The 22,748-nt window shown below is 59.4% G+C and carries 14 protein-coding genes and 1 pseudogene; 9 read left to right on the top strand and 6 right to left on the bottom strand.

Annotated features, from left to right (window positions below; all coding sequences use genetic code 11):
* Positions 1–77: 77 nt before the first annotated feature.
* The 3 genes from hisS to hisG are packed head-to-tail and all read left to right on the top strand — an operon-like array spanning position 78 to position 3,327.
* Positions 78–1,553 carry a histidine--tRNA ligase gene (gene hisS, locus RAZWK3B_RS07775; RefSeq protein WP_007813863.1) on the top strand — a complete coding sequence of 492 codons (1,476 nt, stop codon included), beginning with the start codon at positions 78–80 and terminating at the stop codon, positions 1,551–1,553.
* Positions 1,550–2,635, top strand: a complete 1,086-nt coding sequence (locus tag RAZWK3B_RS07770) for an ATP phosphoribosyltransferase regulatory subunit (protein WP_007813861.1) — start codon at positions 1,550–1,552, stop codon at positions 2,633–2,635. Before hisS ends, RAZWK3B_RS07770 begins: the two co-directional genes overlap by 4 nt.
* Positions 2,632–3,327 (top strand): ATP phosphoribosyltransferase, encoded by a 696-nt coding sequence (hisG, locus tag RAZWK3B_RS07765; RefSeq protein WP_007813859.1) that lies wholly within the window; start codon positions 2,632–2,634, stop codon positions 3,325–3,327. Before RAZWK3B_RS07770 ends, hisG begins: the two co-directional genes overlap by 4 nt.
* A gap of 190 nt (positions 3,328–3,517) precedes the next feature.
* Here hisG and RAZWK3B_RS07760 read toward each other — a convergent pair whose 3' ends face one another.
* Both RAZWK3B_RS07760 and RAZWK3B_RS07755 read right to left on the bottom strand, forming a co-directional pair.
* A complete protein-coding gene (locus RAZWK3B_RS07760; protein WP_037295255.1) occupies positions 3,518–4,111 on the bottom strand; it encodes an outer membrane protein in 594 nt (197 codons plus the stop codon).
* A gap of 278 nt (positions 4,112–4,389) precedes the next feature.
* On the bottom strand, positions 4,390–4,818 hold the full coding sequence (locus RAZWK3B_RS07755; protein WP_007813854.1) for a DUF1489 family protein: 429 nt from the start codon (positions 4,816–4,818) through the stop codon (positions 4,390–4,392).
* Positions 4,819–4,915: 97 nt separating this feature from the next.
* Here RAZWK3B_RS07755 and RAZWK3B_RS07750 point away from each other — a divergent pair, with 97 nt between their 5' ends.
* Both RAZWK3B_RS07750 and RAZWK3B_RS07745 read left to right on the top strand, forming a co-directional pair.
* Complete coding sequence (locus RAZWK3B_RS07750; RefSeq protein WP_007813851.1) at positions 4,916–7,195, top strand: adenosylcobalamin-dependent ribonucleoside-diphosphate reductase; 2,280 nt, start codon at positions 4,916–4,918, stop codon at positions 7,193–7,195.
* Positions 7,196–7,537: 342 nt separating this feature from the next.
* Positions 7,538–7,771 (top strand): hypothetical protein, encoded by a 234-nt coding sequence (locus RAZWK3B_RS07745; protein ID WP_007813849.1) that lies wholly within the window; start codon positions 7,538–7,540, stop codon positions 7,769–7,771.
* 178 nt (positions 7,772–7,949) lie between these two features.
* On the opposite strand, the gene RAZWK3B_RS07740 is transcribed toward RAZWK3B_RS07745, so the two are convergent.
* The 3 genes from RAZWK3B_RS07740 to RAZWK3B_RS07730 form a co-directional block, all read right to left on the bottom strand.
* On the bottom strand, positions 7,950–8,528 hold the full coding sequence (locus tag RAZWK3B_RS07740; protein ID WP_007813847.1) for a TRAP transporter small permease: 579 nt from the start codon (positions 8,526–8,528) through the stop codon (positions 7,950–7,952).
* A 70-nt stretch (positions 8,529–8,598) separates the two neighbouring features.
* Positions 8,599–9,888 (bottom strand): TRAP transporter large permease, encoded by a 1,290-nt coding sequence (locus RAZWK3B_RS07735; RefSeq protein ID WP_007813845.1) that lies wholly within the window; start codon positions 9,886–9,888, stop codon positions 8,599–8,601.
* Between the two features lie 111 nt (positions 9,889–9,999).
* Positions 10,000–11,013 (bottom strand): TRAP transporter substrate-binding protein, encoded by a 1,014-nt coding sequence (locus tag RAZWK3B_RS07730; RefSeq protein WP_232279491.1) that lies wholly within the window; start codon positions 11,011–11,013, stop codon positions 10,000–10,002.
* 200 nt (positions 11,014–11,213) lie between these two features.
* Between RAZWK3B_RS07730 and pdxR the strand changes: the two genes are divergently transcribed.
* From pdxR to RAZWK3B_RS07715, 3 genes are all read left to right on the top strand, one after another.
* The gene (gene pdxR, locus RAZWK3B_RS07725) at positions 11,214–12,674 is read left to right on the top strand and encodes a MocR-like pyridoxine biosynthesis transcription factor PdxR (protein ID WP_050774198.1); all 1,461 of its coding nucleotides are present in this window, start codon (positions 11,214–11,216) and stop codon (positions 12,672–12,674) included.
* Positions 12,675–12,884: 210 nt separating this feature from the next.
* Positions 12,885–14,057 (top strand): epoxide hydrolase family protein, encoded by a 1,173-nt coding sequence (locus RAZWK3B_RS07720; protein WP_007813839.1) that lies wholly within the window; start codon positions 12,885–12,887, stop codon positions 14,055–14,057.
* Between the two features lie 18 nt (positions 14,058–14,075).
* Positions 14,076–15,560, top strand: coding sequence for an aldehyde dehydrogenase (locus tag RAZWK3B_RS07715; protein WP_007813837.1), 1,485 nt, complete (start codon positions 14,076–14,078; stop codon positions 15,558–15,560).
* A 464-nt stretch (positions 15,561–16,024) separates the two neighbouring features.
* On the opposite strand, the pseudogene RAZWK3B_RS20525 reads toward RAZWK3B_RS07715, so the two are convergent.
* Positions 16,025–17,104, bottom strand: a pseudogene (locus RAZWK3B_RS20525) (alpha/beta-hydrolase family protein).
* Between the two features lie 522 nt (positions 17,105–17,626).
* Here RAZWK3B_RS20525 and RAZWK3B_RS07700 point away from each other — a divergent pair.
* Complete coding sequence (locus RAZWK3B_RS07700) at positions 17,627–22,738, top strand: RecQ family ATP-dependent DNA helicase (protein WP_007813832.1); 5,112 nt, start codon at positions 17,627–17,629, stop codon at positions 22,736–22,738.
* Positions 22,739–22,748: the final 10 nt, after the last annotated feature.

The raw sequence follows: 22,748 nt of genomic DNA, 5'->3' as shown, positions 1-22,748 counted from the left end.
TTGTTACCCCGGCTTGCCCCCGCGTGCCCCTTCGGCTAGACGCTGCGACACGCAGCAAACCCCGGTGGATCCCCCAGATGGCCAAGGAAAAGAAACAGCCCCGCCCCAAGGCCGAGACGCCCAAGGGCTTTCGCGATTACTTCGGCACCGAAGTGACCGAGCGCGCCGAGATGTTGCGCAAGATTGCGGGCGTGTATCATCTTTATGGGTTCGAGGCGCTTGAATCGAGCGCGGTGGAAACCGTCGAGGCGTTGGGGAAGTTCCTGCCGGATGTGGACCGCCCGAATGAAGGCGTGTTCGCCTGGCAGGAGGACGAGGGCGATTGGCTGGCGCTGCGCTATGATCTCACGGCACCGCTGGCACGGGTCTATGCGCAGCACCGCAACGATCTGCCGACGCCCTACAGGCGCTATGCGATGGGGCCTGTCTGGCGCAATGAAAAGCCGGGGCCGGGGCGGTTTCGTCAGTTTTATCAATGCGATGCGGATACGGTTGGCGCGCCTTCGGTGGCGGCTGACGCCGAGATCTGCGCGATGCTGGCAGACACCCTGGAACAGGTGGGCATCCCGCGCGGCGACTACATCGTGCGGGTGAACAACCGCAAGGTTCTCAATGGTGTGCTCGAGGTCATGGGGCTGGACGAGGGCGCGCAGCGCGATGCCGTCCTGCGCACCATCGACAAGTTCGACAAGGTGGGCGAAAGCGGCGTGCGCGAGTTGCTGGGCAAGGGGCGGCTGGATGCCTCGGGTGCCTATATCGACGGGGTCGGGCTGAGCGACGATCAGGCGGAGCCGGTGCTGGCGTTCCTCACGTCAAAGGCTGAGACTGCCGCGCAGACGCTGGACAATCTGCGCGCCGCCGTAAGGGAAAGCGCGATTGGTCTTGAGGGTGTGCAAGAGCTTGAAACCATTGCCGATCTTCTGGAGGCCCAAGGCTACGACACGGACCGGATCGTGATCGATCCATCGGTCGTGCGGGGGCTTGGATATTACACCGGGCCTGTGTTCGAGGCCGAGTTGACCTTTGAAATCCTTGATGAAAAAGGCCGCAAGCGGCAATTTGGCTCGGTTGCGGGGGGCGGGCGTTATGACGATCTGGTCAAGCGTTTCACCGGGCAGGCGGTGCCGGCGACGGGTGTGTCCATCGGGGTGGACCGGCTGCTGGCGGCGCTGCGCGAAAAGGGCCGGATCGGCGGGACGGTGGAAGGTCCGGTGGTGGTGACCGTGATGGACCGCGACCGGATGGCCGATTATCAACATATGGTGGGTGAATTGCGGCGCGCGGGCATTCGGGCCGAGGTGTATCTGGGCAATCCGAAGAACTTCGGAAACCAGATGAAATACGCCGACCGGCGCGGTGCGCCCATCGCGGTGATCGAGGGCGGCGACGAGAAAGAGCGCGGCGTCATCCAGATCAAGGACCTGATCCTTGGCGCGCAGATGGCCGAGAATGCGACCCTTGAAGAGTGGAAGGAACGGCCCAGCCAGTTCGAGGTTCCGCGCGCGCAACTTGTTGAAAAGGTCCGTGAAATTCTGGACGGACAGGCGCAATGACCGATCGCGCCGCGATCCGGGCCGAGGCGGCGCGGCTGCGCGCGGTCTTCGAGGCCGAGGGCGCACAGCCGGTGGAAACGACTGTGCTGCAACCCGCCGAGGTTCTGCTTGATCTCTATGGCGAGGATATGCGGGCGCGGGCCTATGTGACCTCGGATGCGTTGCGCGGGGAGCAGATGCTCAGGCCGGATTTCACGGTGCCGGTGGTGCAGATGCATATGGCGCATGGGGCAGAGCCGGCCTGTTACACCTATTCCGGGGAGGTTTTTCGGCGGCAGGAGGACGATCCCGACCGGGCCAACGAATATATGCAGGTCGGCTTCGAATTGTTTGACCGCACGGCGCCAGAGGCGGCGGACGCACGTGTTTTCTGCATGATTTTCAAAGCTTTGGAGCCTCTGGACCTGCGCGCGGCGACCGGTGATATCGGCCTCTTGATGGCGGCGGTGGGCGGCTTGCGGACCACCGAGGCGCGCAAGAAGGCGTTGTTGCGGCATATCTGGAGGCCGAGACGGTTTCGGGCATTGATGGATCGCTATTCTGGCCGGGTGCCGGTGCCGGAGAGCCGGGCGGCGCTGCTGGCAAAGGCGGAGCCGATGGCCGAGGCAGGGCCGATGATAGGGATGCGCAGCGAGGCGGAAATACTGAGCCGGATCAATGCATTGCAAGAGGATGCTCAGGTTGCGCCGATCTCGGATGACGAGGTGGCGCTGATCGATGCCATTCTCGCTGTGCGAGAAACGTCTGATAACGCCTTGGAAAGATTGCGAGATATTGCAGTGGACATGGGCGCGATCCAACCTGCGGTGGACCGGCTGGCGCGGCGTCTGGAGGCCATGGCGGGACGCGGTCTGGACATCACTACGCTTGATTTCGAGGCCAGTTACGGGCGCACCAACATGGAATACTATGACGGCTTTGTCTTTGGATTCTATGCAGAAAAACGGCCTGACCTGCCGCCTGTGGCGACCGGCGGGCGCTATGACGCGCTGACCCGGCAGCTGGGTCGCGGACGAGAGATACCGGCGGTCGGCGGGGTGGTGCGGCCGGGGCTGGTGGTGGATCTGGGGGGGCTGTCATGAGCCTCAAGCTGGGGGTGCCGTCCAAGGGGCGGCTGATGGAAAAAACCTTTGAATGGTTCGGCAAGCGCGGCATCGAACTGGGCCGTGCGGGATCGGATCGCGAATATGCGGGCTATGTCCAAGGTATTGATAATGTTGACCTTGTTCTGTTGTCTGCGGGGGAAATCCCAAGAGAGCTGGCCGCTGGGCGCATCCATCTTGGGGTGACGGGCACCGATCTGGTGCGCGAGAAACTGGGCCGATGGGACAATCGGGTCGAGGAAATCGCGGAGCTGGGCTTTGGTCAGGCCGATCTGGTGCTGGCGGTGCCGGGGGCGTGGGTCGATGTGAACACGCTGGACGATCTTGATGCAGTGGCTTCAGCATTCCGCGCAACCCACGGATTTCGTTTGAGAATTGCTACGAAGTATCACCGGCTTGTGCGGGAGTTCCTGCGCGAGAACGGGGTGGCGGATTACCAGCTTGTGGACAGTCAGGGCGCCACGGAAGGCACGGTGAAGAACGAGACCGCCGAGGCGATAGCCGATATCACCTCGACCGGCGACACCTTGCGCGCCAACCATTTGAAAATATTGGAAGATGGGCTGATCCTGCGCAGTCAGGCGACGCTGTTTCGGGCGCGGTGCGTGCCGTTGAGTGACATGGATCGCAGCACCCTGGCGGAGCTGCTCAAGAGCCTGTCGCTCGACTGACACGATGTCGTACGATCCGTACGAACCCTACGCGCCTTTGGGACGAAACCGGGACCCGATCGCCGGATTTGTGTCCATCCTGTACGCAATCGTTACAGTATAACGGAAGATGACGGCAAAACGGGCGCGCCGGCGAGGGCACGCCCGTCAGGGTCCGGAGGGAGGGACCATCACGGGTCAGGGACCCGGATCAGAAGCGGAACGCCCCACGCAGCTGAACGGTGGTGGCATCCACATCGGTCGTTGTCGAGTTGAAATTGTCGAACTCGTGATAGAGCACTTCGCCACCGAGCGAGACATTCGGGGTGACCATGTGCTCGTAGCCCGCGCCAATGAAATAGCCGTCATCGTCACCGAGCGTGCTGGTGTCGGCCTGCGCCCAGCCACCTGTGCCATAGAGCAAGCCGTTGCCGATCTTGTAGCCGCCGCGCGCCTTGACGCGGAACACGTTCTCGAGCGTGGGATTGCCCGCGCCAAGACCGATATCGGCCCAGTCGTAATCCAGACCGCCGCCGACGACCCATTGGCCGAAATCGTAATCATAGCCCGCGATCAGGCCGCCGATCACATCGTCGCCGCTGACGCCGGGCAGATTGGTGTCGACATTGCCCCAGCCGATCTGACCGCCGACATACGGCCCGGTCCAGTCGGGGCTGGAGGGGGCGGGCGGCGGCGCCGGTGTGGAGATTACCGGGTCTGGTTCTGGGGGCGTGGCCGAGCCGGCAAGGGCCGGACCCGTGGCGAGGGCCAGTGCGGCCACTAGAGTGGAACCTTGTTTCAACATCGCTCAAACCTCTTTCTTGTCATGTCGATCTCCGCGCGGTGATGCGGATGGACCTTGTGGAAACCTTCGGGCCGGGAAGGGCCGAAAGATGCCCGGATGCAGGATGTGCCTGCTTGGGTGAGACAGAGGTGGGCCGGTTGCGCGGCACGATCAACCGAAGCGCGCGCGGGCAGCATGTTCCTGCCCGTTTACGCAAGGTGATGCGCTGAAAAGTGCCGGTTTTCTGAGGAAATTAACCCAAAAACCGGGTGAGCGGTCAAAACCCCGTGAGGCGCGCGTCAGATCACGCCGATATCGGCCAAGGCCGCCGAAAGCGCTGGCGGGAGGCTGTCTTCGTTCTGGCGGTGGGCGGCCAGATCGGCGGGCGCATCGGAGGGCTGCAGGTAGCGCCAACCCTGAAACGGGCGCTTGGGGGCGGTGGTTGTGCGCACGATCTCGGGGTCGAGGACAAAGGCGCAACGACGGATACCATCGGCGCCGGTGACCTCGTCGAAGCGCAGGATGCGCTGGCGGCATTGGACGAGGCCCTGCACCACCCAATAGATCGAGCCGCCGTCCAGCACCTCGTCGGCGCGTTTGGGCCACATTCGGGTGATGTGGCGCGGCTGGCCGTCGGGGCCGCGCGCCTGTGCAGAGGACTGCCAGCGCATCAGGCTTTCGACGCTGTCGGAGCCGACGCTGAGCTTGATGAGATGCAGTTTGGCCATGTGGTGCGATTCCCCCCGAACAAGCCACATAGGGTAGTGGAAATGCGGAGGGCTTCAAGCTATTGTGTTCCTTCCCGAGCTGCCGAGGAGTCGCGCCATGTCCCGTTTCACCGCCCCCATCGCCCAATCCATCTGGGACATGAAGTATCGCCTGAAAGAGGCGGATGGCACGCCCATCGACCAGAGTGTCGAGGATACATGGCGGCGAATCGCAAGGGCGCTGGCGGCGGTCGAGGATGATCCCAAGCTCTGGGAGCAGAAATTCTATGCGGCGCTGGAGGATTTCAAATACCTGCCGGCGGGGCGGATCACCGCGGGTGCGGGCACCGGGCGGAGCGTCACGTTGTTCAACTGTTTCGTGATGGGCACGATCCCGGATGACATGGGCGGGATCTTCGAGATGCTGAAGGAGGCCGCGCTGACCATGCAGCAGGGTGGCGGGATCGGCTATGATTTCAGCACGATCCGGCCCAAGGGCGCCGAGGTGAAAAGCGTGGCCGCCGATGCCAGCGGGCCGCTCAGCTTCATGGATGTGTGGGATGCGATGTGCCGCACCATCATGAGCGCGGGCAGTCGGCGCGGTGCGATGATGGCGACGATGCGCTGCGACCATCCCGATATCGAGGATTTCATCGCCGCCAAGGCGGATGCCGCACGGCTGCGGATGTTCAACCTGTCGGTGCTGGTGACGGATGATTTCATGGAGGCGGTCAAGGCGGATGGGCCGTGGGAGCTGGAGTTCGGCGGCAAGGTCTATCGCACGGTAGAGGCGCGCGACCTGTGGAACCGGATCATGCAGGCGACCTATGATTACGCTGAACCGGGGGTGATCTTCATCGACCGGATCAATGCGGCCAACAACCTCAATTACTGCGAGACGATTTCGGCCACCAACCCGTGCGGCGAGCAGCCGCTGCCGCCTTATGGCGCCTGTCTGCTGGGGTCGATCAACATGGCGCGGCTGGTGACGGACCCGTTCGGGCCGGAGGCCGCGCTGGATGAGGATGCGCTGGACGATCTGGTGGCCGTCGCGGTGCGGATGATGGACAATGTGGTGGATGCCAGCCGCTTTCCGCTGGAGGCGCAGGCCCGCGAGGCGGAGGCCAAGCGGCGGATCGGGCTGGGGGTCACCGGGCTTGCGGATGCGCTGTTGATGGTGGGCTTGCGCTATGGCAGCGACGAGGCGGTGGCGCAGACCGAGGCGTGGCTGCATCAGATCGCGCGCGCGGCCTATCTGGCGAGTGTGGATCTGGCGCGCGAGAAGGGGCCGTTTCCGCTGTTCGATGCGGGGGCGTTCCTGGCGTCGGGGAATATGCGCGGGATGGATGCGGATGTGCGCGAGGCGATCGCCGAGCACGGCATTCGCAACGCTCTGTTGACCTCGATCGCACCGACGGGGACCATCAGCCTTTACGCGGGCAATGTGAGTTCGGGGATCGAGCCGGTCTTTGCCTATTCCTACACCCGCAAGGTGTTGCAGAAGGATGGCAGCCGCACCGAGGAAGAGGTGGTGGATTACGCCGTGCAGATGTGGCGCGAAAAGTTCGGCGATGCCGACTTGCCCGACTATTTCGTGAATGCGCAGACGTTGGCGCCCCAGGATCACGTCAAGATGCAGGCCGCCGCACAGCGTTGGGTGGACAGCAGTATCTCCAAGACGATCAATTGCCCCGCCGATATCGGGTTCGAGGCGTTCAAGGATGTCTACATGCAGGCCTATGAGACGGGCTGCAAGGGCTGCACCACCTATCGGCCCAATGACGTGACGGGCAGCGTGCTGAGCGTGTCGGAGGCCAGCGACGCGGCCCCCGGAGAGGCGGGCGCGCAAATGCCCCATGAGGGCGGCGAGATCGTCTATATGTCAGAGCCGCTGGACCGGCCCACGGAGCTTGAGGGGGCGACCTACAAGCTGAAATGGCCCGACAGCAACCATGCGATCTATATTACGGTGAACGATATCGTGCTGCACGGGCACCGGCGGCCCTTCGAGGTGTTCATCAACTCGAAGAACATGGAGCATTTCGCCTGGACCGTGGCGCTGACGCGGATGATCTCGGCGGTGTTCCGGCGCGGCGGCGATGTGAGTTTCGTGGTCGAGGAGCTGAAAGCGGTGTTCGATCCGCGCGGCGGCGCGTGGATGCAGGGCAAGTACATCCCGTCGATCCTTGCGGCGATCGGGGGGATCCTCGAGCAGCACATGATCTCGATCGGGTTCCTGGAAGGCGAGGGGCTTGGGCTGAAGTCTGACCCGACGCAGACGGTGGTGAATTTCGACGCGCCGCGCGGACCAAGCTGCCCGTCCTGCGGCGGCTATGACATGCGGATGATCGAAGGCTGCATGACCTGCGCCAGCTGCGGACATTCGAAATGCGGGTGAGCCGGGGGTGAGGCAGGGTGTTGTCGTTGAGGGCGTAGTTATGCCAAATCGGCCGATTTTACTGCCACGCGTCGGCGAACGTTTTGCCGGCGACCTTAAGGATTTGTAAAATATAGACTTTTTCGGAAGCATATTTTGGCATCCAAAATCTGTCTCTTCAGACTGAGTTTGTACGCCAACACCGGCACGGATTGCCCGGCACGGCCCTCTTGATGAGGCCGCGCCGGGAAACCGCGTGCCGGCAGTAATGCGGACACCAGAAACGAAATCATCTGACCGGAGCAGGGATCTTCTGACGCGGCCCATGGCGGGCCCGCGCATTCCACCAGGAAAGGTGATCCCATGAAACACATTCCCGATATCCGTGCCCTGCTCCGGCACATGAACAAGGCCAGCGATTTCATGTGCTGGCTGCGCGCAGAGGGTGACAGCCTTGTCGCCTCGGCCGAGCTGCTGGGCGGACGCAAATGGGCCGCTCGGGCTCGCGCTGTCGTCGAGGCTGCGAAAGCTGGCACCATCGCTTTCCTCGGTGTTGGTCATCAAAAAGGCTTGTCGGGGAACGATCGTTGGCTATGAATGTCGCCTCTGAATATCGTGAGTCAGGCCAATCATTCGAACTCAAACGGCTGAGAACTGGCAGTCAATGAGGTGAAAACCTCTTATTGTTTGATTGGCGAGGGGAGGAGGGCGGATGTTTTCTTGCCTATCTTCTTGCAGAAATTGAATCTTTTGAAATTATCCTCTGGCTCCGCGCCTAAATCCGATCTGCCTCGGTATGCATATCGACATCTTTTTGGCGTTTGAAAGCGCCTGCCTTCAATAGCAGAGAGTCTTCAACAATGGAGGCGAGAGCGGCAACGCTGACCAAGAAACCAGAAATAGGCACGATGGCAATCGCGTATTTCTTAGGCATATAGTTCGGCTTGAATACGATTTGACCGTCTTCCCAGGCAAAATACCACATTTCCCAGTACTTACCGCCCATGGTAGTGACAGCTTCCCAGCCATAAATCATCATGATTACTCCGAGACTGAATATAACCAACGCCCAGAATTGCTGGATCATAAAGACGGACTTGAGGGGCAACCATGAGTAAAGCAGGTCCAGCGCGATATGGTCCTTTTCACGCACCGTCAGCGCCAGGGCGAGGAACACCAGCCAGATATTGCTGAGGACGGTCAGGAGATCCCCCCAGACCGGCGGATTTTCAAATACATAGCGCATGACGACCGAGTAGACTGTAAATGCTACCATCAAGAGCAGAAGCATAGAACAGACGCCGGTCAGTATCTTCTTGACGGCGGTATCAATTATCCTGGTGACTGCGATCATCGGGCTACTCCCAATTGAATAGTGGGGGCGAGCGGTAAGTCGCCGCAAGAATGAAACTGGCGCGGTCGCATCATTTTACGAAGCCAAAGGCAGCGGGCAGATACATCGAGAAACCCGGGACCATGATCAGCACGAACAGCAGTGCGAAGAGGGCGACGAGGTATGGCAGCATCGCCACTGCCACCTTCTCCAGCCGGACATTTGCGATGGCGCTTGCCGTGAAGAAGGCCACTCCCACCGGTGGCGTCACGGAGCCTATGAGGAAGCCGACGATGATGACCAGCGCCGCCTGCACATCGGGATAGCCAGCCTTGACCATCACATCGACCAGAACTGGACCGGCCACGATGATGTTCACCGCGGAATCCATGACCATGCCCAACAGGCAGATGAACAAAACCAGCACCAGCGCGAAGAGGAATTGGTTGTGCGTATAACTTAGCAGCCATTCCTCCAGCTGGCTGATCGCGCCCAGCGAGGTTAACAGCCAGCTAAACGGGCCCGAGGCCGCGATGATGATGAACACCATGGCTGAATTGCGGAATGCGCGGACAAATGCCCCCTTACAGTTGGTCCATGTTATGGTCCGGTATACGAACAGCCCGACAAACAGAGCGATCGTCGCGGTCAAAGCTCCGGCCTCGACCACGCCGGCGATGCCGAACACGACCGAGCCGACCAGCACGACTGGGATCAGCAAAGCGAAGGAGGACTTGTATCCGACGATTGCGACTTCCTTCAGGCTGAAGGGCTCATCGCTCCGCTCGAAATTGTTGCGTCTGGCGATGATGTAATTGATGCCCATCAAGAGCGCGCCAATCATGATGCCCGGAACGATCCCCGCAGCGAACAATGCGCCAACGGAGATGCCGCCCGCATTTGCAAGGATGATCATCATGATCGACGGCGGTATGATGCCGCCAATGGTAGAGCTGACAGCGGTGATGGCAGCGGTGAAGGCTGGCGGATAACCCGAGCGATTCATGGCCGGGATCATCAGCGATCCCACAGTTGCCGTATCGGCCACGACCGATCCATTCATGCCGGCGAAGAACATGCTGACGAGCACGTTCACCTGAGCCATGCTTCCGCGCATCCGGCCGATCAGACGTCTGCTGAGCTCAACCAGACGGTCGGTGATCGTGGCGCTTGTCATAAGCTCGCCGGTGAGCATGAAGAACGGGATTGCGGTCAGTGGCACCGAGTCTATGGCACTGAACATCTGGCTGGGGATCAGAATCATTGGCGCTGCATCGGTGATCATGATGTAGGCCACCGGAATCAGGATCAGCGTGAAGCCCACAGGTGCACCCAGCAGGATCAGCACCACGAGGACAATCAGAAGTATGATGCTTTCCATTGAGATATTCGTCCTGTTGCGGCGTGAGGGTCGGGAAAAAGACTATGATGACGCAAGAGGCGCGGCGTAGATGGCCGCGCCCCTCTTGTTTTCGGCTAACTCAGGCCCACATCAAAGCGCGCCTGCCTCTTTTAACTCGGCGATGAAATCGTCCATGCCCTGCTCTTGCAGAACGCGGATGGCGGTTTCGGGATCGAAGGTTCCCTTGGCGTTGACCCAGGCGTCGATTGCGCCCGAGCGCCACAGCTTGATCTCGTCATCGGAAGGCACATACCATTCCTCGATTTCTGCCTTGATGGCGGCCTCGCCGTCCAAAACCCACTGACGGTCCAGCTCCCGCACGCGCTGGCCAAAAGCGTCGGCAGCCGCATGGACCCACTCGCGCTCTTCATCGCTCAGCGCGTCATACTGGCGCTTGTCCATCGATAGCTGGTTGCCGGACCACGAACCGTTAATTTCGGTGTAATATTTTGCGACCTCGTAGAGCTTGGCGATTTCCTGCCATGGTGTGGCGACATACTGTCCTGATACCACTCCAGTCTGAAGGCCCTGATATAGCTGTGTCCAGTCATAGGGCACCGGGACCGCGCCCCAGTTTTTGATAAGCGTATATTCGATCGGGCTTTTGGTGACGCGCCACTTGATGCCTTCCATGTCCGCGGGCACACGAACGGGGCGAATGGCATTACCCAGCTGGCGGAAGCCGCCACTGGAATAGACGGTCAGGCAGATGTGACCCGCTTCCTCGGCAGCGATCTCACACTGCTTCTTGGCCAGCCATTCCGACGAAATTCTGTCAGCGTTCTCGATGCTGCTGAAGATGTAGGGCAGATCGAAGATGGACAGGGCCGTGCTGAAGCTGCCAAAATTCGCAGTTGAGCTTGTCCAAAGCTGCAAAAGCGATTGGTTGGCCTGTTCGCCGCAGGTCTGCTCACCGCATAGCGAGCCGCGATAATGGGGTTCGACTGTCATCTGACCGCCGGATACCTTCTCCAGCGTCGGGATGAGCGCCTGATCGATGGCATCGCCGATCGGCATGCCCAAACGGCCCACCGTGCCCAGCTTCAGCACTTTTTCTGCGGCAGCGGTCTGTGCAAATAGCGCCACGGCGGCGGCAATGCACACCGTCTTGCCTATTGAGGTCAGTCTCATAGCTATCTCCTGTTGATTTTTTTCTTATGCTATCTTTGACAGGACATGGTCCCAGTTAAAGTGACAGATTATGCGAAACAGCGGGACAGAACGTTCAGGACGCGGGACAGGCCGGGAAGTTTTGCTAGAATAAGATACGGCCCGGTTGGCTGCCTTGCATTGGGAGTGCCAAGTTGAATTCCACATCTCCGCGATTTCTGAAACTTCCCGAACACTCGCACCTCAGCCTGCGCGACCAAATTTGTGAAGCTGTAAGCGCTGCTATAACATCGCGGTCACTAGCGCCTGATCGACCATTGCCGTCCTGCCGCGCGCTTGCGACGGAATTCGGCGTATCGCGGAACACTGTTTTCGCGGCTTACAACCGCCTTGTCGATCTGGAGCTTCTGGTGTCGCGTGACCGCTCTGGTTATTTCGTCAATCCGCAGATGGTGGGGGCGCAAAAATCGGTGGACGCCGATGCCAGAGGCCAAAATGCGGTACCCTGTCCCGTCAGCTTTCAGCCGAACGATCTGATGCCGGTAATAAATCCGCTGGATTGGAACAGCTATCCCTATCCTTTCATCTACAATCAGATTGACCCGGATCTGTTTCCGGTGGACAGCTGGCGTGAATGCACGAGGCAGGCCCTGGGGCGCAAGCAAACCCCGCTTTGGGCCAACGACTCGGTCGAAAGCGATAGCCCGCAGCTTGTCCATCAGCTGCGACAAAGATTGCTGAACACGCGCGGCATCTACGCCGACGAAGACGAGATCCTAATCACCCTTGGATCCCAGAACGCCCTATTTATTCTGGGAACTATTTTCGCGCAGTCCGGCCGACCTATCGCGCTAGAAGACCCAGGTTTTTTTGGCGCCCGCAATGCCTTCCGCATGTCCGGCAATGAGCTGATTGGCGTGCCGATCGACAACGAAGGTCTGATACCCTCAAGCATACCGACTGGCTGCCAACTGGTCTTTACCACGCCCAGTCACCAATTCCCCAGCATGGTCACAATGAGCCTGACGCGCCGGAAAGAGCTTCTTGCGACTGCGGTGGAAAAGGATTTTCTGATTATAGAAGACGATTACGAGGCCGAGATGAATTACGTTGCAAAATCCTCGGCGTCCCTGCGGTCGATGGACAGGACAGGACGCGTGATTTACGTCGGCAGCTTGTCCAAGACCGTTTCGCCGGGTATCAGGCTGGGCTTTGTCGTTGCGCATAAGGACATCATCCGCGAAGCGCGGATCGCGCGTGGGGTGATGATGCGGCATCCGCCGACCATTGTGCAAGAAATCGTGGCGCTGTTTTTCCAGTTGGGGCACTATGATTCACATCTTGCGAATATCGAGCGGCGTTACAAAAAGCGCTGGCACACGATGTATACCGCGCTGACCAGCCACCTTGGCATGTTACGGCATACGGCGTCCGAAGGTGGTACATCGTTCTGGATGACCGGACCGGATGGCTTCGACGCCTCGGAGCTAGCAATTTGCTTGCGCGGTAGGGGTGTGTTGATCGACCGGGGGCGCGATTATTATCTGAACTATGACGATAACCGAAGCTTCCGCCTCGGCTTTGCTTATGTCCCGGTGTCAAAGTTGGAAGCAGGCGTTCAGATTGTTGCTGAAGAAGTCGAGCGGCTTTTGTAACGATGGAAAGCCCTGAGCGTGTCGCGCTAAGACCATTGCCGGTGATCGCGCCCCTCGCAGAGATCGGCCTGATCCCTTCGCTAGCACAACTGTCCCTTCGAAACACGCGGCCTGTCTCTCGTGTGGATGAACGATGTCTGGCTACTTAGAACGGGCACAACCCTCAGCAACCTTAGTGGGTGCGCCACCATTCAAATGAGGACCTCGCCATTGAAAGGCTGCATAAGCTCCAATCAGAACATTGCCCCGTTCTCCTTCCACGTCCCGGATGAGACGCTGGTGCATATCCGCGAGCGCGTCGTCTCCTATCCGTGGCATGAGATGCCCGACGATGGTGGCTGGGATTACGGGACCAACATGACCTACCTCAAGGACCTGTGCGCCTATTGGACAGGCGGCTTTGACTGGCGTGCGCAAGAGGCCCGGATCAACAGCTTTGCAAACTACACGGCGAAGGTCGACGGGATCGACATGCATTTCATCCTTGAGCAGGGAAGCGGCCCGAACCCGATGCCGCTGATGATCTCTCATGGCTGGCCTGGGTCGGTGGCCGAATTCTACGCGCTGATCGAGCCGCTTGCGCATCCTGAACGCTTCGGGGGCAATGTTGAGGACGCCTTTACCGTAATTGCGCCATCTCTGCCGGGTTTTGGTTTTTCTGGGCGCCCGCCTCGGCCTTACGGCCCCCGCAAGATGGCAGGCGTCATCAACATGCTGATGACGGATACTTTGGGATATCAGAAGTATCTGGCCCAAGGTGGCGATTGGGGCGGTGCGATCTGCTCTTGGCTGGGTTACGATCATGCGCCTGCTTGTTCAGCGATCCATATCAATGTGTTGACCATGCGCCACCCCGATGGCCCACAAACACCGAAGGAGACCGAATGGGCCGCGCAGTTTGACCGCGACCAGATCATGCAGGACGGATATCGCACGCAGCAGGCCACCCGGCCCCAGACGCTGAGCTATGCGATGATGGACAGTCCAGTGGGCATCGCTGCGTGGCTGGTCGAGAAATTTCATTCTTGGTCTGACATCGAGAATGACAATATCGAAGCGGCTCATTCCAAGGATGAGCTTCTGACGAATATCATGATCTACATCACTACGAAGACGTTCAATACCGCCTCCTGGATCTACTATGGCCGGCGTGAGGAAGGCGGGCGCGTCTTGTCCCCGGAAGGACGGCGCGTCGAGGTGCCGGTAGGCTGCGCCGTCTTCCCCGCCGAGATGCTGCGTTGGCCGCCGCGCTCGTATGCGGACCGGATCTATAACATCCAGCAATGGACCGAGATGCCCCGAGGCGGCCATTTTGCAGCGATGGAAGAGCCCGAATTGCTGATGGACGACATTCGGAAATTTGCGCGAACGCTGCGCGACTAAGGCAACGGAGATCACCATATGACACTTTCCCATGATCAGTATCAGGCCATCGCAGGCAGGCTGAAGCCAAGCGGGCAGGCCTTTATAGACGGCACGTTCTGCGATGCTGCTGATGGTCAAAAATTCGAGACCTCCAATCCAGCGACAGGGCAAGTTCTGGCCAGCGTCGCGCATTGCAAATCCGCCGATGTGGATCGCGCTGTTGCTGCCGCGCGCCGCGTATTTGACGAGGGCAGCTGGTCACGGGCAGAGCCCGAGCATCGCAAGGACGTCTTGCTCAAGGTCGCCGCATTGGTTCGCGAACACACCGATGAGCTGGCGGTTCTGGAAAGCCTCGACACTGGCAAGACGATCACCGACTGCCTGCACGAGATTGGCAAGGACGTCCCCGCCTTCTTTCAATGGTATGCCGAGCTGGCTGACAAGACCTTCGGCAAGATTGCCCCAACCGGTCCAAGCGCCCTGGCGTTGATCCTCAAGGAGCCAGCGGGCGTCGCTGGTGCGATCCTGCCATGGAATTTCCCGCTGGTCATGGCGGCATGGAAGATCGCACCTGCGCTAGCTGTTGGCTGCTCCATCGTCGTCAAACCGGCCGAGCAGACGCCGCTTACAGCCATTCGTCTGGCGGAGTTGATGCGCGATGCGGGCGTGCCGGACGGGGTCGTCAATATCGTGCCTGGCTATGGCGATACAGCCGGCCAGGCCATTGGGCTTCACAACGATATCGATATCGTGTCCTTCACTGGATCGACTGAGGTAGGTCGCATGTTCATGCGCTACTCAGGTGATAGCAATCTGAAGGGCATCGGGCTGGAGATGGGCGGGAAAAGCCCGTTCATCGTTCTGGACGATGCGCCGATCACCGATGATCTGATTGAGCATTCGGCGATGTCGGCCTTCTGGAACGGAGGGCAAAACTGCTCGGCTAACATGCGGCAGCTCATCGCCGCACCACTGGTCGAGGAATTCTCAGTGCGCATAGTCGAGCGTGTCAAAGCGTTCCGTCTGGGTGATCCGCTGGATCCGGCCACTGATATCGGATCAATGATCACTCAGGATCATAAGACGATAGTGATGGATTATATCCAAAGCGGCCGCGACGAGGGTGCGCAGATGATCGCAGGCGGAGATGTCGATATGCCCGGCCATTTCATTGCGCCCACAGTCTTTCAAAACGTCACACCCGGGATGAAAATAGCCGGTGAAGAGATCTTTGGTCCAGTTTTGGGAATCATTCCCGTGAAATCGGCAGAAGAGGCTTTGTCGATAGCTTGCGACACGGATTATGGCCTGCATGCAACCCTGTTCACTCGCGATATCGACCGTGCGATACACATGGCCCGCGCGCTTCCTTGCGGCACCGTTTCGGTTAACGGCTTCTCCGAAGGCGACATCAAAACACCCTTTGGAGGCTACAAGCAGTCAGGCTCACTTTCGCGCGACAACGGGACCGAAGCCCTGGAGCAATACATGCAGACCAAGACAATCTGGATCAGCACATAACCTGATGAGGCGGCTGACCAACACTGCCTACTCGGTTAAATCCTGCTGATCGTACAGAGGCAATTCTGCAGGCCGCTAGCGGTTTTCCCGTGATTCTGAGCAGATTGAAAAAACGCTGAAAATCGGCGATTGGTTGCCGCGCAGCGAACGGCGGCGATGTCCTGAGAGTGGCGGTTGGGTTCGAGCAAGCCAAGGTCTGAAAAGTTCGCACTGCCGGCATACGTTTCTCGAAAATGCTGCGGGATGGCCCAATGACCGGTCTGCTATTGTTGCAGCGCGGCATCCGTCACACCGTCGAACGGCGGCTCTGGGCCGCTTACACCAATCAAACCCAACTGACCCAAGACCCAATCGGCCTCCCAGCCCATCCCACCCAAAACCCCAACCCCATCCAGCAGGGAACCAGGATTTTCGAAAATCCTGGCCAAGCGATGTCTAAATCGCGCCGTCCGGTTGTGACCGCCTCACCCCCACGACGCCTCGGCCTCCGAGGCATCTGCCGTATGCGATGCATCGCGCACCAACGATCCGTCCCCAATCCTTGGAAGAACCCAAGGGCTACCCGGCGCCTGTTGCCGCTGGACATAGTTCCAGAAAGTCGAAGGGAAGGGTGGCCCGGCCCGGAACGCGCCGTTGATCGGATCGTCCAGCAAGCGAAAGAGGTTGCTTGCATACATCGACGATCATGCCCCGAGGCTGAGCCCATGCACGTAAAGACGCGGTCGGGCATCCGGTGGCAGCGTCTTCCAGTAGCCATGCACGGCCTCTTGCAAGGCGGTCGCCTGTTCCAGCCCGGTCCGGGTCTCGAGGATGAGCGCAAGGGGGGATTGAAGGTAGGAATACTGCGCGGCGACAGTCGCGATGTCGCCGCCATGCATGTATTCGACCGGGTCATGCGATCCTGGGTCCAGCCAGCCAGTCCCCGTCGGGCTGGCCACGATCAGCACCACGCGGTCAAATAGTCCATCGCGCGTCACGATGACAAGAAACGCTGCAATGGTGACAAAGCCGAGCACATTGGCACGGCGCGGCGGCATGACGCGATAAAACCGCGCCCGCATCAAGCGCAAAAGGGTCGCAACGAGGCGCCCGATAAGGAAGGCAACAGCGAAAACGGCGACTGCCAGCATCAGGATCTGCCATAAATGCAGGGCGTCCGCAGGCTCAAAGCCCATCTTCTGTCGCAGGTCGTTCTGCCACGTCAGGCTGGACCCGAGCATCCAAACGAACAGGGTAAGAGTGGCGATGGCGAGGGCCCATTTGAATATCAGCGCCAGTTAGCCCGACAGGCGGGGCAAATCTGCGGCGCGCCAGAAAAGAGCAAATACCCGCCCAACCAGATAACCGAGTGCGGTTACCAGGCCACCGAGTATGCCCTGCACAAGCGGGCCGCGAGGCACCAGCGAGGTTGTCAGCGACGCGGCGAAAAATCCCAGACCCAGCAAGAGGCTCGGCACACATACAGGTCCGATGATGCGAAAGAATGCCGCCGGGTTCTCAGACCCTCCCTGACGGTTTCTCTGGTTTGGAAGTGTGGCTTCCATAATGCGCTACGATTTTACAGGCCCCGTCAATCTCTTGCGGTGCCTTCTTGGTGACCCCGTGGGTTTCATCCAACCGGATTGACCAACACTCTGACCAACTTGGGGAAGGTGTTGAAAGGACCAAAAACGACGGCAGGTCAGGAAGAAACGGGCTGGCGCTGTCAGGCACAGTGAATTGGATGTTTGATCATGCGCTGATCTTGGTCGCCGATGACACCGAAACAGGTCTCGTGTCTCGCAACAAGGTGCCGGGTAATGTCGTCGACCGACTGTCAGGTCCGGATGCAAAGATCTGGAAGTCTGAGGGCAAAATAAACTGGACATACCTCGCAAATCTGGCATGGCATCGGGTGAACATTTTTGGTCAAATGGTCAACGAGGGGTCCGCTCCTTGGAAATAAAAACTAATCTGGCATTATGAAAAACATAATTTCCCGCGGCATATCGAAAGCGCTTGGTCGTAGCCGATCCAAGCAGCCCGAAAAGCCAAAAGCTGATTTGCCGGGAATGAGCAGTATTCAAATGCCGCGGGAACACTCCAAAATCTTGTCGCGCTGTCTGTCGATTGATCTGGAGGTCGATCCCAAGGACGCCCGGATATTCGCCTTTGCAGCGGTGCCGGAAGGCGAGGGAGAGGGGGTTGTTCATCGGAAAGGGAACCCGAAAGCCGCGCTCGAAAAACTTGACCTGTTTTGCGCCGGTTTCGCACATGTCATCGGGCATAATATTTTGCGCCACGACCTGCCGCATCTCATGGCGGTCTCGCCGCGCTTCGCAAAGCTTGCGGACGGACCGATTGACACGCTTTGGCTCAACCCCTTGGCTTTCCCACGCAATCCATATCATCATTTAGTCAAACACTACCGCGATGGGCGGCTTCAAAGTGGTCATGTCAACGATCCCGAATTCGACGCGCGTCTTGTGTTCGACGTTCTTCGGAACCAGATCGACGCGTTCGCATTGCTGAACACGGTGTCGTCAGAGACGATGATGGCCTATCACTGGCTTTGCTGCCGAGGACCCGGTAGCAACGGTTTTGATCGGTTGTTCAGCGACGTGCGCGGGGCGCCTATCCCGACTGAAGCGGAAGCGCACGCGGCCATTCAGACGCTGCTGCAAGGGGCGGTCTGCAATGCCCAGCTAGAGGCTTTGCTCGAGCGGCTGGCCGACACGGGTCTGAGCTGGCCGATGGCATATGCCCTTGCCTGGATTTCGGTGGCTGGTGGGGAGTCTGTCATGCCGCCTTGGGTGCGTGCGCAGTTCCGTGACGCAGCACGGCTCGTCAAAGACCTGAGGGATACGAATTGTCGTGATCCGCACTGTGCCTATTGCGCGGAGCACAATGATCCCACACGTGCCCTCGAACGCTGGTTCGGCTTTCCAAGTTTCCGCCCGGAACCGGTCGATGAGGACGGGCGCCCGCTTCAGGAAAAGATCGTGGCCGCGGCCATGGAAGGCGAAAACCTGTTGGGCATCCTGCCGACGGGCACTGGCAAATCCATCTGCTATCAGATCCCCGCGCTGTCTCGGTTCGATAAGACCGGGGCCTTGACCGTCGTCATATCGCCGCTTGTGGCGCTGATGGCAGACCAGGTGCAGGGCTTGGTGCGTGCCGGAATTTCCTCGGCGGTTACGATTAACGGGCTATTGTCTTTGCCCGAGCGTCAGGATGCGCTCAACAAGGTGCGGCTCGGGGATGCAGCGATCCTTTTGATCTCCCCCGAACAATTGCGCAGCACAACAGTTCGGTCCGTTCTGGCACAGCGCGAGGTGGGGCTGTGGGTGCTGGACGAGGCACACTGTGTGTCCAAATGGGGTCACGATTTCCGACCCGACTATCGCTACGTTTCGCGGTTTATCAAGGAAAGCTCAGGCGACGAACCGGCCCCGGTGCTTTGCTTGACTGCAACGGCAAAGCCGGACGTCGTGCAGGACATCCGCAGTCATTTCAAAGAGCGGTTGGGGGCCGAGTTGGTGTTGATCGACGGTGGCGCATCGCGGTCGAACCTGAGCTTCCAGGTTCTGCCAACGCAGCGCGCAACCAAGATGGCCGATATACTCGACGCGATAGAGGCCCAGCTTCCGAGCGAGGGCGTGTCTGGGGCTGTTGTTTATTGTGCGACGCGAAACGCCACCGAGCGCGTGGCGGAGTTCTTAAAACAACAGGGCATCGCCGCGGAGCGTTATCATGCGGGTCTTAGCGCCGATGACAAGCGAGAGATCCAAGAGGACTTTCGCGTTGGCAATCTGCGCGTGATCGCGGCCACCAATGCCTTTGGGATGGGGGTCGACAAGCCGGACATCCGTCTTGTGGTTCACGCTGACGTGCCAGGATCGCTGGAAAACTATCTGCAAGAGGCAGGGCGCGCCGGGCGGGATCGCGAGTCTGCAAACTGCGTTCTTCTGTTCAATACCGAAGACGTTGATCGTCAGTTCAGTCTCAGTGCGCGGTCTCGACTCGCGCGGCACGAAATAGGCGCGATCCTGAAGGCGCTTCGGCGTCTTGATACTCGAACTGGAAAAGGCGGTGAAATTGTCGCCACACCCGGTGAGATTGTTCACGAAGAGAAAGAGCGGGATTTCCAGCGGGACAGTAATACCGACGATACGCGAGTGAAGACGGCCGTCGCGTGGTTGGAAGAGGCGCATCTTCTGAACCGCGAAGAAAACCGGGTCCAGGTGTTTCCGTCCTCGCTCCGGGTAAGGAGCATGCAGGAGGTCCGTGACATCCTTGCATCCGCCGAGATCACCGAGCGGCGGCGCAAGGATCTTGCCGCCATCGTGCAGCATATCATCAACGCGCCGCAGGAAGAGGGCATCACCACGGACGAGCTTTGCGGGGTCAGTGGCCTGACGGTGTCTGGCGTGCGCAAGGCCTTGGCGGATCTCGAGGCTCTGGGGATTGCAAAGGATGATACAAACATCACCATTTTCGTGCATGTGCGTGTCGAGAATGCCTCGCCGAAGCGGTTCGAAGCGGCATCCCGGTTGGAAGCCGACCTGATTGCGATCCTTAGAGAGCAAGCGCCAGACACGGATATCAACGAGGCTTGGCCTTGCCACCTGGCCTCGGTGGCGCAGGCACTGCGAGAACAGGGACACGCCTCCGTGCGGCCCGATATTGTCGAGGGATTGCTCCGTGGAATTGCGCAGGATGGCCGCGACATGGAAGGCGGCAAGGGCAATATTGGCCTGCGCAAGGTGTCCAAAGGCAGTCTGATGGTCCGGATGCAAAGATCATGGGCTGTAATCGAGCAGACCGCTCAACTTCGCAGGCAAGCCGCAGAGCGGTTGGTTTCATACTTGATCGACAAGGTTCAGGCCGGTCTGCGTGGCAAGGATGTTCCTGTCGAGACCACGCTTGGTGACCTTCTGGCGGCGATCAACAGCGATGCGCTGTTGAGGGCGTCTGTCAATGATCCGTCGAAACTGATGGACCGCGCGCTTCTATGGCTGCACGAACAGCAGGTGGTCACTCTCGGCAAGGGATTGTCCGTGTTCCGCTCCGCCATGACGCTGCACATCAATCCGAAAGGCGGCGGCTTTACCACCCAGCATTTTGCGCCGCTCGAAGACCACTATAGCGAACAGACCGTCCAGACCCACGTGATGTCGGCTTATGCGACCAAAGGCATCGACGATATCGATCAGGCCCAAAGGCTCGCGCATGACTATTTCGCAATGGAGCAGTCCGACTTCATGAAAGCTTGGATGCCGGGGAAAATTTCGGAGTTCAGACGGCAGGCAACGCCCCAGTCCTATGCCGAGATCGTCGATAATCTGGGGAACTCGACACAAGAACAGATCGTGCGCGACGATCGGGAAAAGACCAATGTTCTCGTGCTCGCGGGGCCGGGATCAGGCAAGACGCGCGTGCTGGTCCATCGTGTTGCCTATCTGGTCAGGATCAAGCGCGAAGATCCAAACGGGATACTGGTGCTCGCCTACAATCGTCACGCGGCCGCCGAAATCCGGGAACGCCTCCGGCTGTTAATTGGTGAAGACGCGCGCTTCGTGACGGTCTTGACCATTCATGCCTTGGCCATGCGCTTGGTTGGCGCGAGTTTCGCCGGACGGGAAGCGGCCGATGACCCTGATTTTGAGACGCTTCTGACCGATGCGGCGCGTCTTTTGCGTGGCGACGGGCTGGACAAAGTCGAGGCCGAAGCCTTGCGAGAGACCTTGATCCAGGGATTCCGCTGGATTCTCGTGGACGAATATCAGGACGTGGGCCCCGAGGAATACGCCTTGATCGCTGCGGTGGCCGGTCGCAGCATCGATGATCCCGATCAACGGATCAGCCTGTTCGCGGTTGGCGATGACGATCAGAATATCTATGCGTTTGCTGGCGCATCGGTGCGCCACATTCGGCAATTCGAACAGGATTATTCAGCCAAGCCGGTCTTTCTGACCGACAATTACCGCTCGTCGAAAAACATCATCAGCGCAGCGAACGCCGTGATCGAAGGTTCTCGGGAACGTATGAAAACAGCGCACGGGATTACAGTAGACCAAGCGCGGCAAAAAGAGCCGGCTGGGGGTGTCATGGAAGACCTCGACACGGTTGCACGGGGACGGGTCCAAATCCTTGGCTGCCCGGCCGGAAATGACGCGCAGGCCCTTGCGGCGGTCAACGAGATGATCCGCCTGTCAAACCTGATCCCGGATTGGAGTTGGAAGAGGGCGGCAATCATTTCTCGTGATTGGCGCAAGCTTCTGCCGGTCCGAGACTTTGCCGAGGCGCATGGAATTCCCGTCGAAATGGCGAACGAGAACTTGCCAAGTGTGTGGCGCACCCGTGAGATGCAAAGGTTTATCGGTGGCCTGCGCAAGAGGCACGGGGCCATGGTCGGCTTGGGCGACCTGACCGAGAACCTGAACGCGATACCGGCAAGCCGTTGGACTGACCGGATCGGCGAGGGGCTTGGTCAACTCGCGCGTGAAGTTGATGGCAAATCGCTCCCGACCCCTGACGTTATTGAATGGTTTGCTGAATGGTCGAAGGACTCATGGGGCGAGCAGCGCGGCCTGAAATTGTTGACAGCACACCGCTCTAAGGGACTCGAGTTCGATGATGTCGTGATCATGGATGGCGGTTGGGAACGGCCCTCGCGAAACGAAGATCAGGACGCGCCGAGACGATTGTTCTATGTCGCTATGACACGCGCGCGGCGCAATTTGATTGTCATGAGCAACGACAATCACGAATACCTTCCCACCGCGTCGCCTTCCGTGGTCACGCGGCATGTTGTGCCCGACTTGGCGACAGTCCCCGGCCCACGCCGGTTCTTTCAATCGCCCGAAATGAAGATGGTCGACCTGTCATTCGCAGGACGTCAAGGCGATCGACATGTTGTTCATCAGGCGATTGGCGAAGCGCAGGTCGGCGCGCAAGTACGGCTCTCGAGGGTCGGGGATCGCTGGCAGATCGAGGATGTTCGAGGACGGGCCCTCGGGCGGATGTCAAAAGCATTTGCGCCACCGATTGGCACGAAGTTTGTCACGGGCGAGATCGCGGCCATCATTCATTGGCGTAAAGAAGACGCCGATGAGCGTTTTTATCATCTGCTGAAACGCGCCAATTGGGAAGTCGTTGTGCCCGAACTGGTCTTCGAAGAGGTCAAGGGGACTTAAAGGGTCTTCA

The organism is Roseobacter sp. AzwK-3b, from assembly GCF_000170875.1.
GTDB classification, from domain to species: Bacteria; Pseudomonadota; Alphaproteobacteria; order Rhodobacterales; family Rhodobacteraceae; genus Roseovarius; species Roseovarius litoreus.
This window is presented reverse-complemented; position numbering and strand designations above follow the sequence as displayed.

Excerpts from the sequence above, each read along its gene's own strand:
- hisS (WP_007813863.1), top strand. The coding sequence starts at position 78 with ATGGCCAAGGAAAAGAAACAGCCCCGCCCCAAGGCCGAGACGCCCAAG.
- RAZWK3B_RS07770 (WP_007813861.1), top strand. The coding sequence starts at position 1,550 with ATGACCGATCGCGCCGCGATCCGGGCCGAGGCGGCGCGGCTGCGCGCG.
- hisG (WP_007813859.1), top strand. The coding sequence starts at position 2,632 with ATGAGCCTCAAGCTGGGGGTGCCGTCCAAGGGGCGGCTGATGGAAAAA.
- RAZWK3B_RS07760 (WP_037295255.1), bottom strand. The coding sequence starts at position 4,111 with ATGTTGAAACAAGGTTCCACTCTAGTGGCCGCACTGGCCCTCGCCACG.
- RAZWK3B_RS07755 (WP_007813854.1), bottom strand. The coding sequence starts at position 4,818 with ATGGCCAAACTGCATCTCATCAAGCTCAGCGTCGGCTCCGACAGCGTC.
- RAZWK3B_RS07750 (WP_007813851.1), top strand. The coding sequence starts at position 4,916 with ATGTCCCGTTTCACCGCCCCCATCGCCCAATCCATCTGGGACATGAAG.
- RAZWK3B_RS07745 (WP_007813849.1), top strand. The coding sequence starts at position 7,538 with ATGAAACACATTCCCGATATCCGTGCCCTGCTCCGGCACATGAACAAG.
- RAZWK3B_RS07740 (WP_007813847.1), bottom strand. The coding sequence starts at position 8,528 with ATGATCGCAGTCACCAGGATAATTGATACCGCCGTCAAGAAGATACTG.
- RAZWK3B_RS07735 (WP_007813845.1), bottom strand. The coding sequence starts at position 9,888 with ATGGAAAGCATCATACTTCTGATTGTCCTCGTGGTGCTGATCCTGCTG.
- RAZWK3B_RS07715 (WP_007813837.1), top strand. The coding sequence starts at position 14,076 with ATGACACTTTCCCATGATCAGTATCAGGCCATCGCAGGCAGGCTGAAG.
- RAZWK3B_RS07700 (WP_007813832.1), top strand. The coding sequence starts at position 17,627 with ATGCCGCGGGAACACTCCAAAATCTTGTCGCGCTGTCTGTCGATTGAT.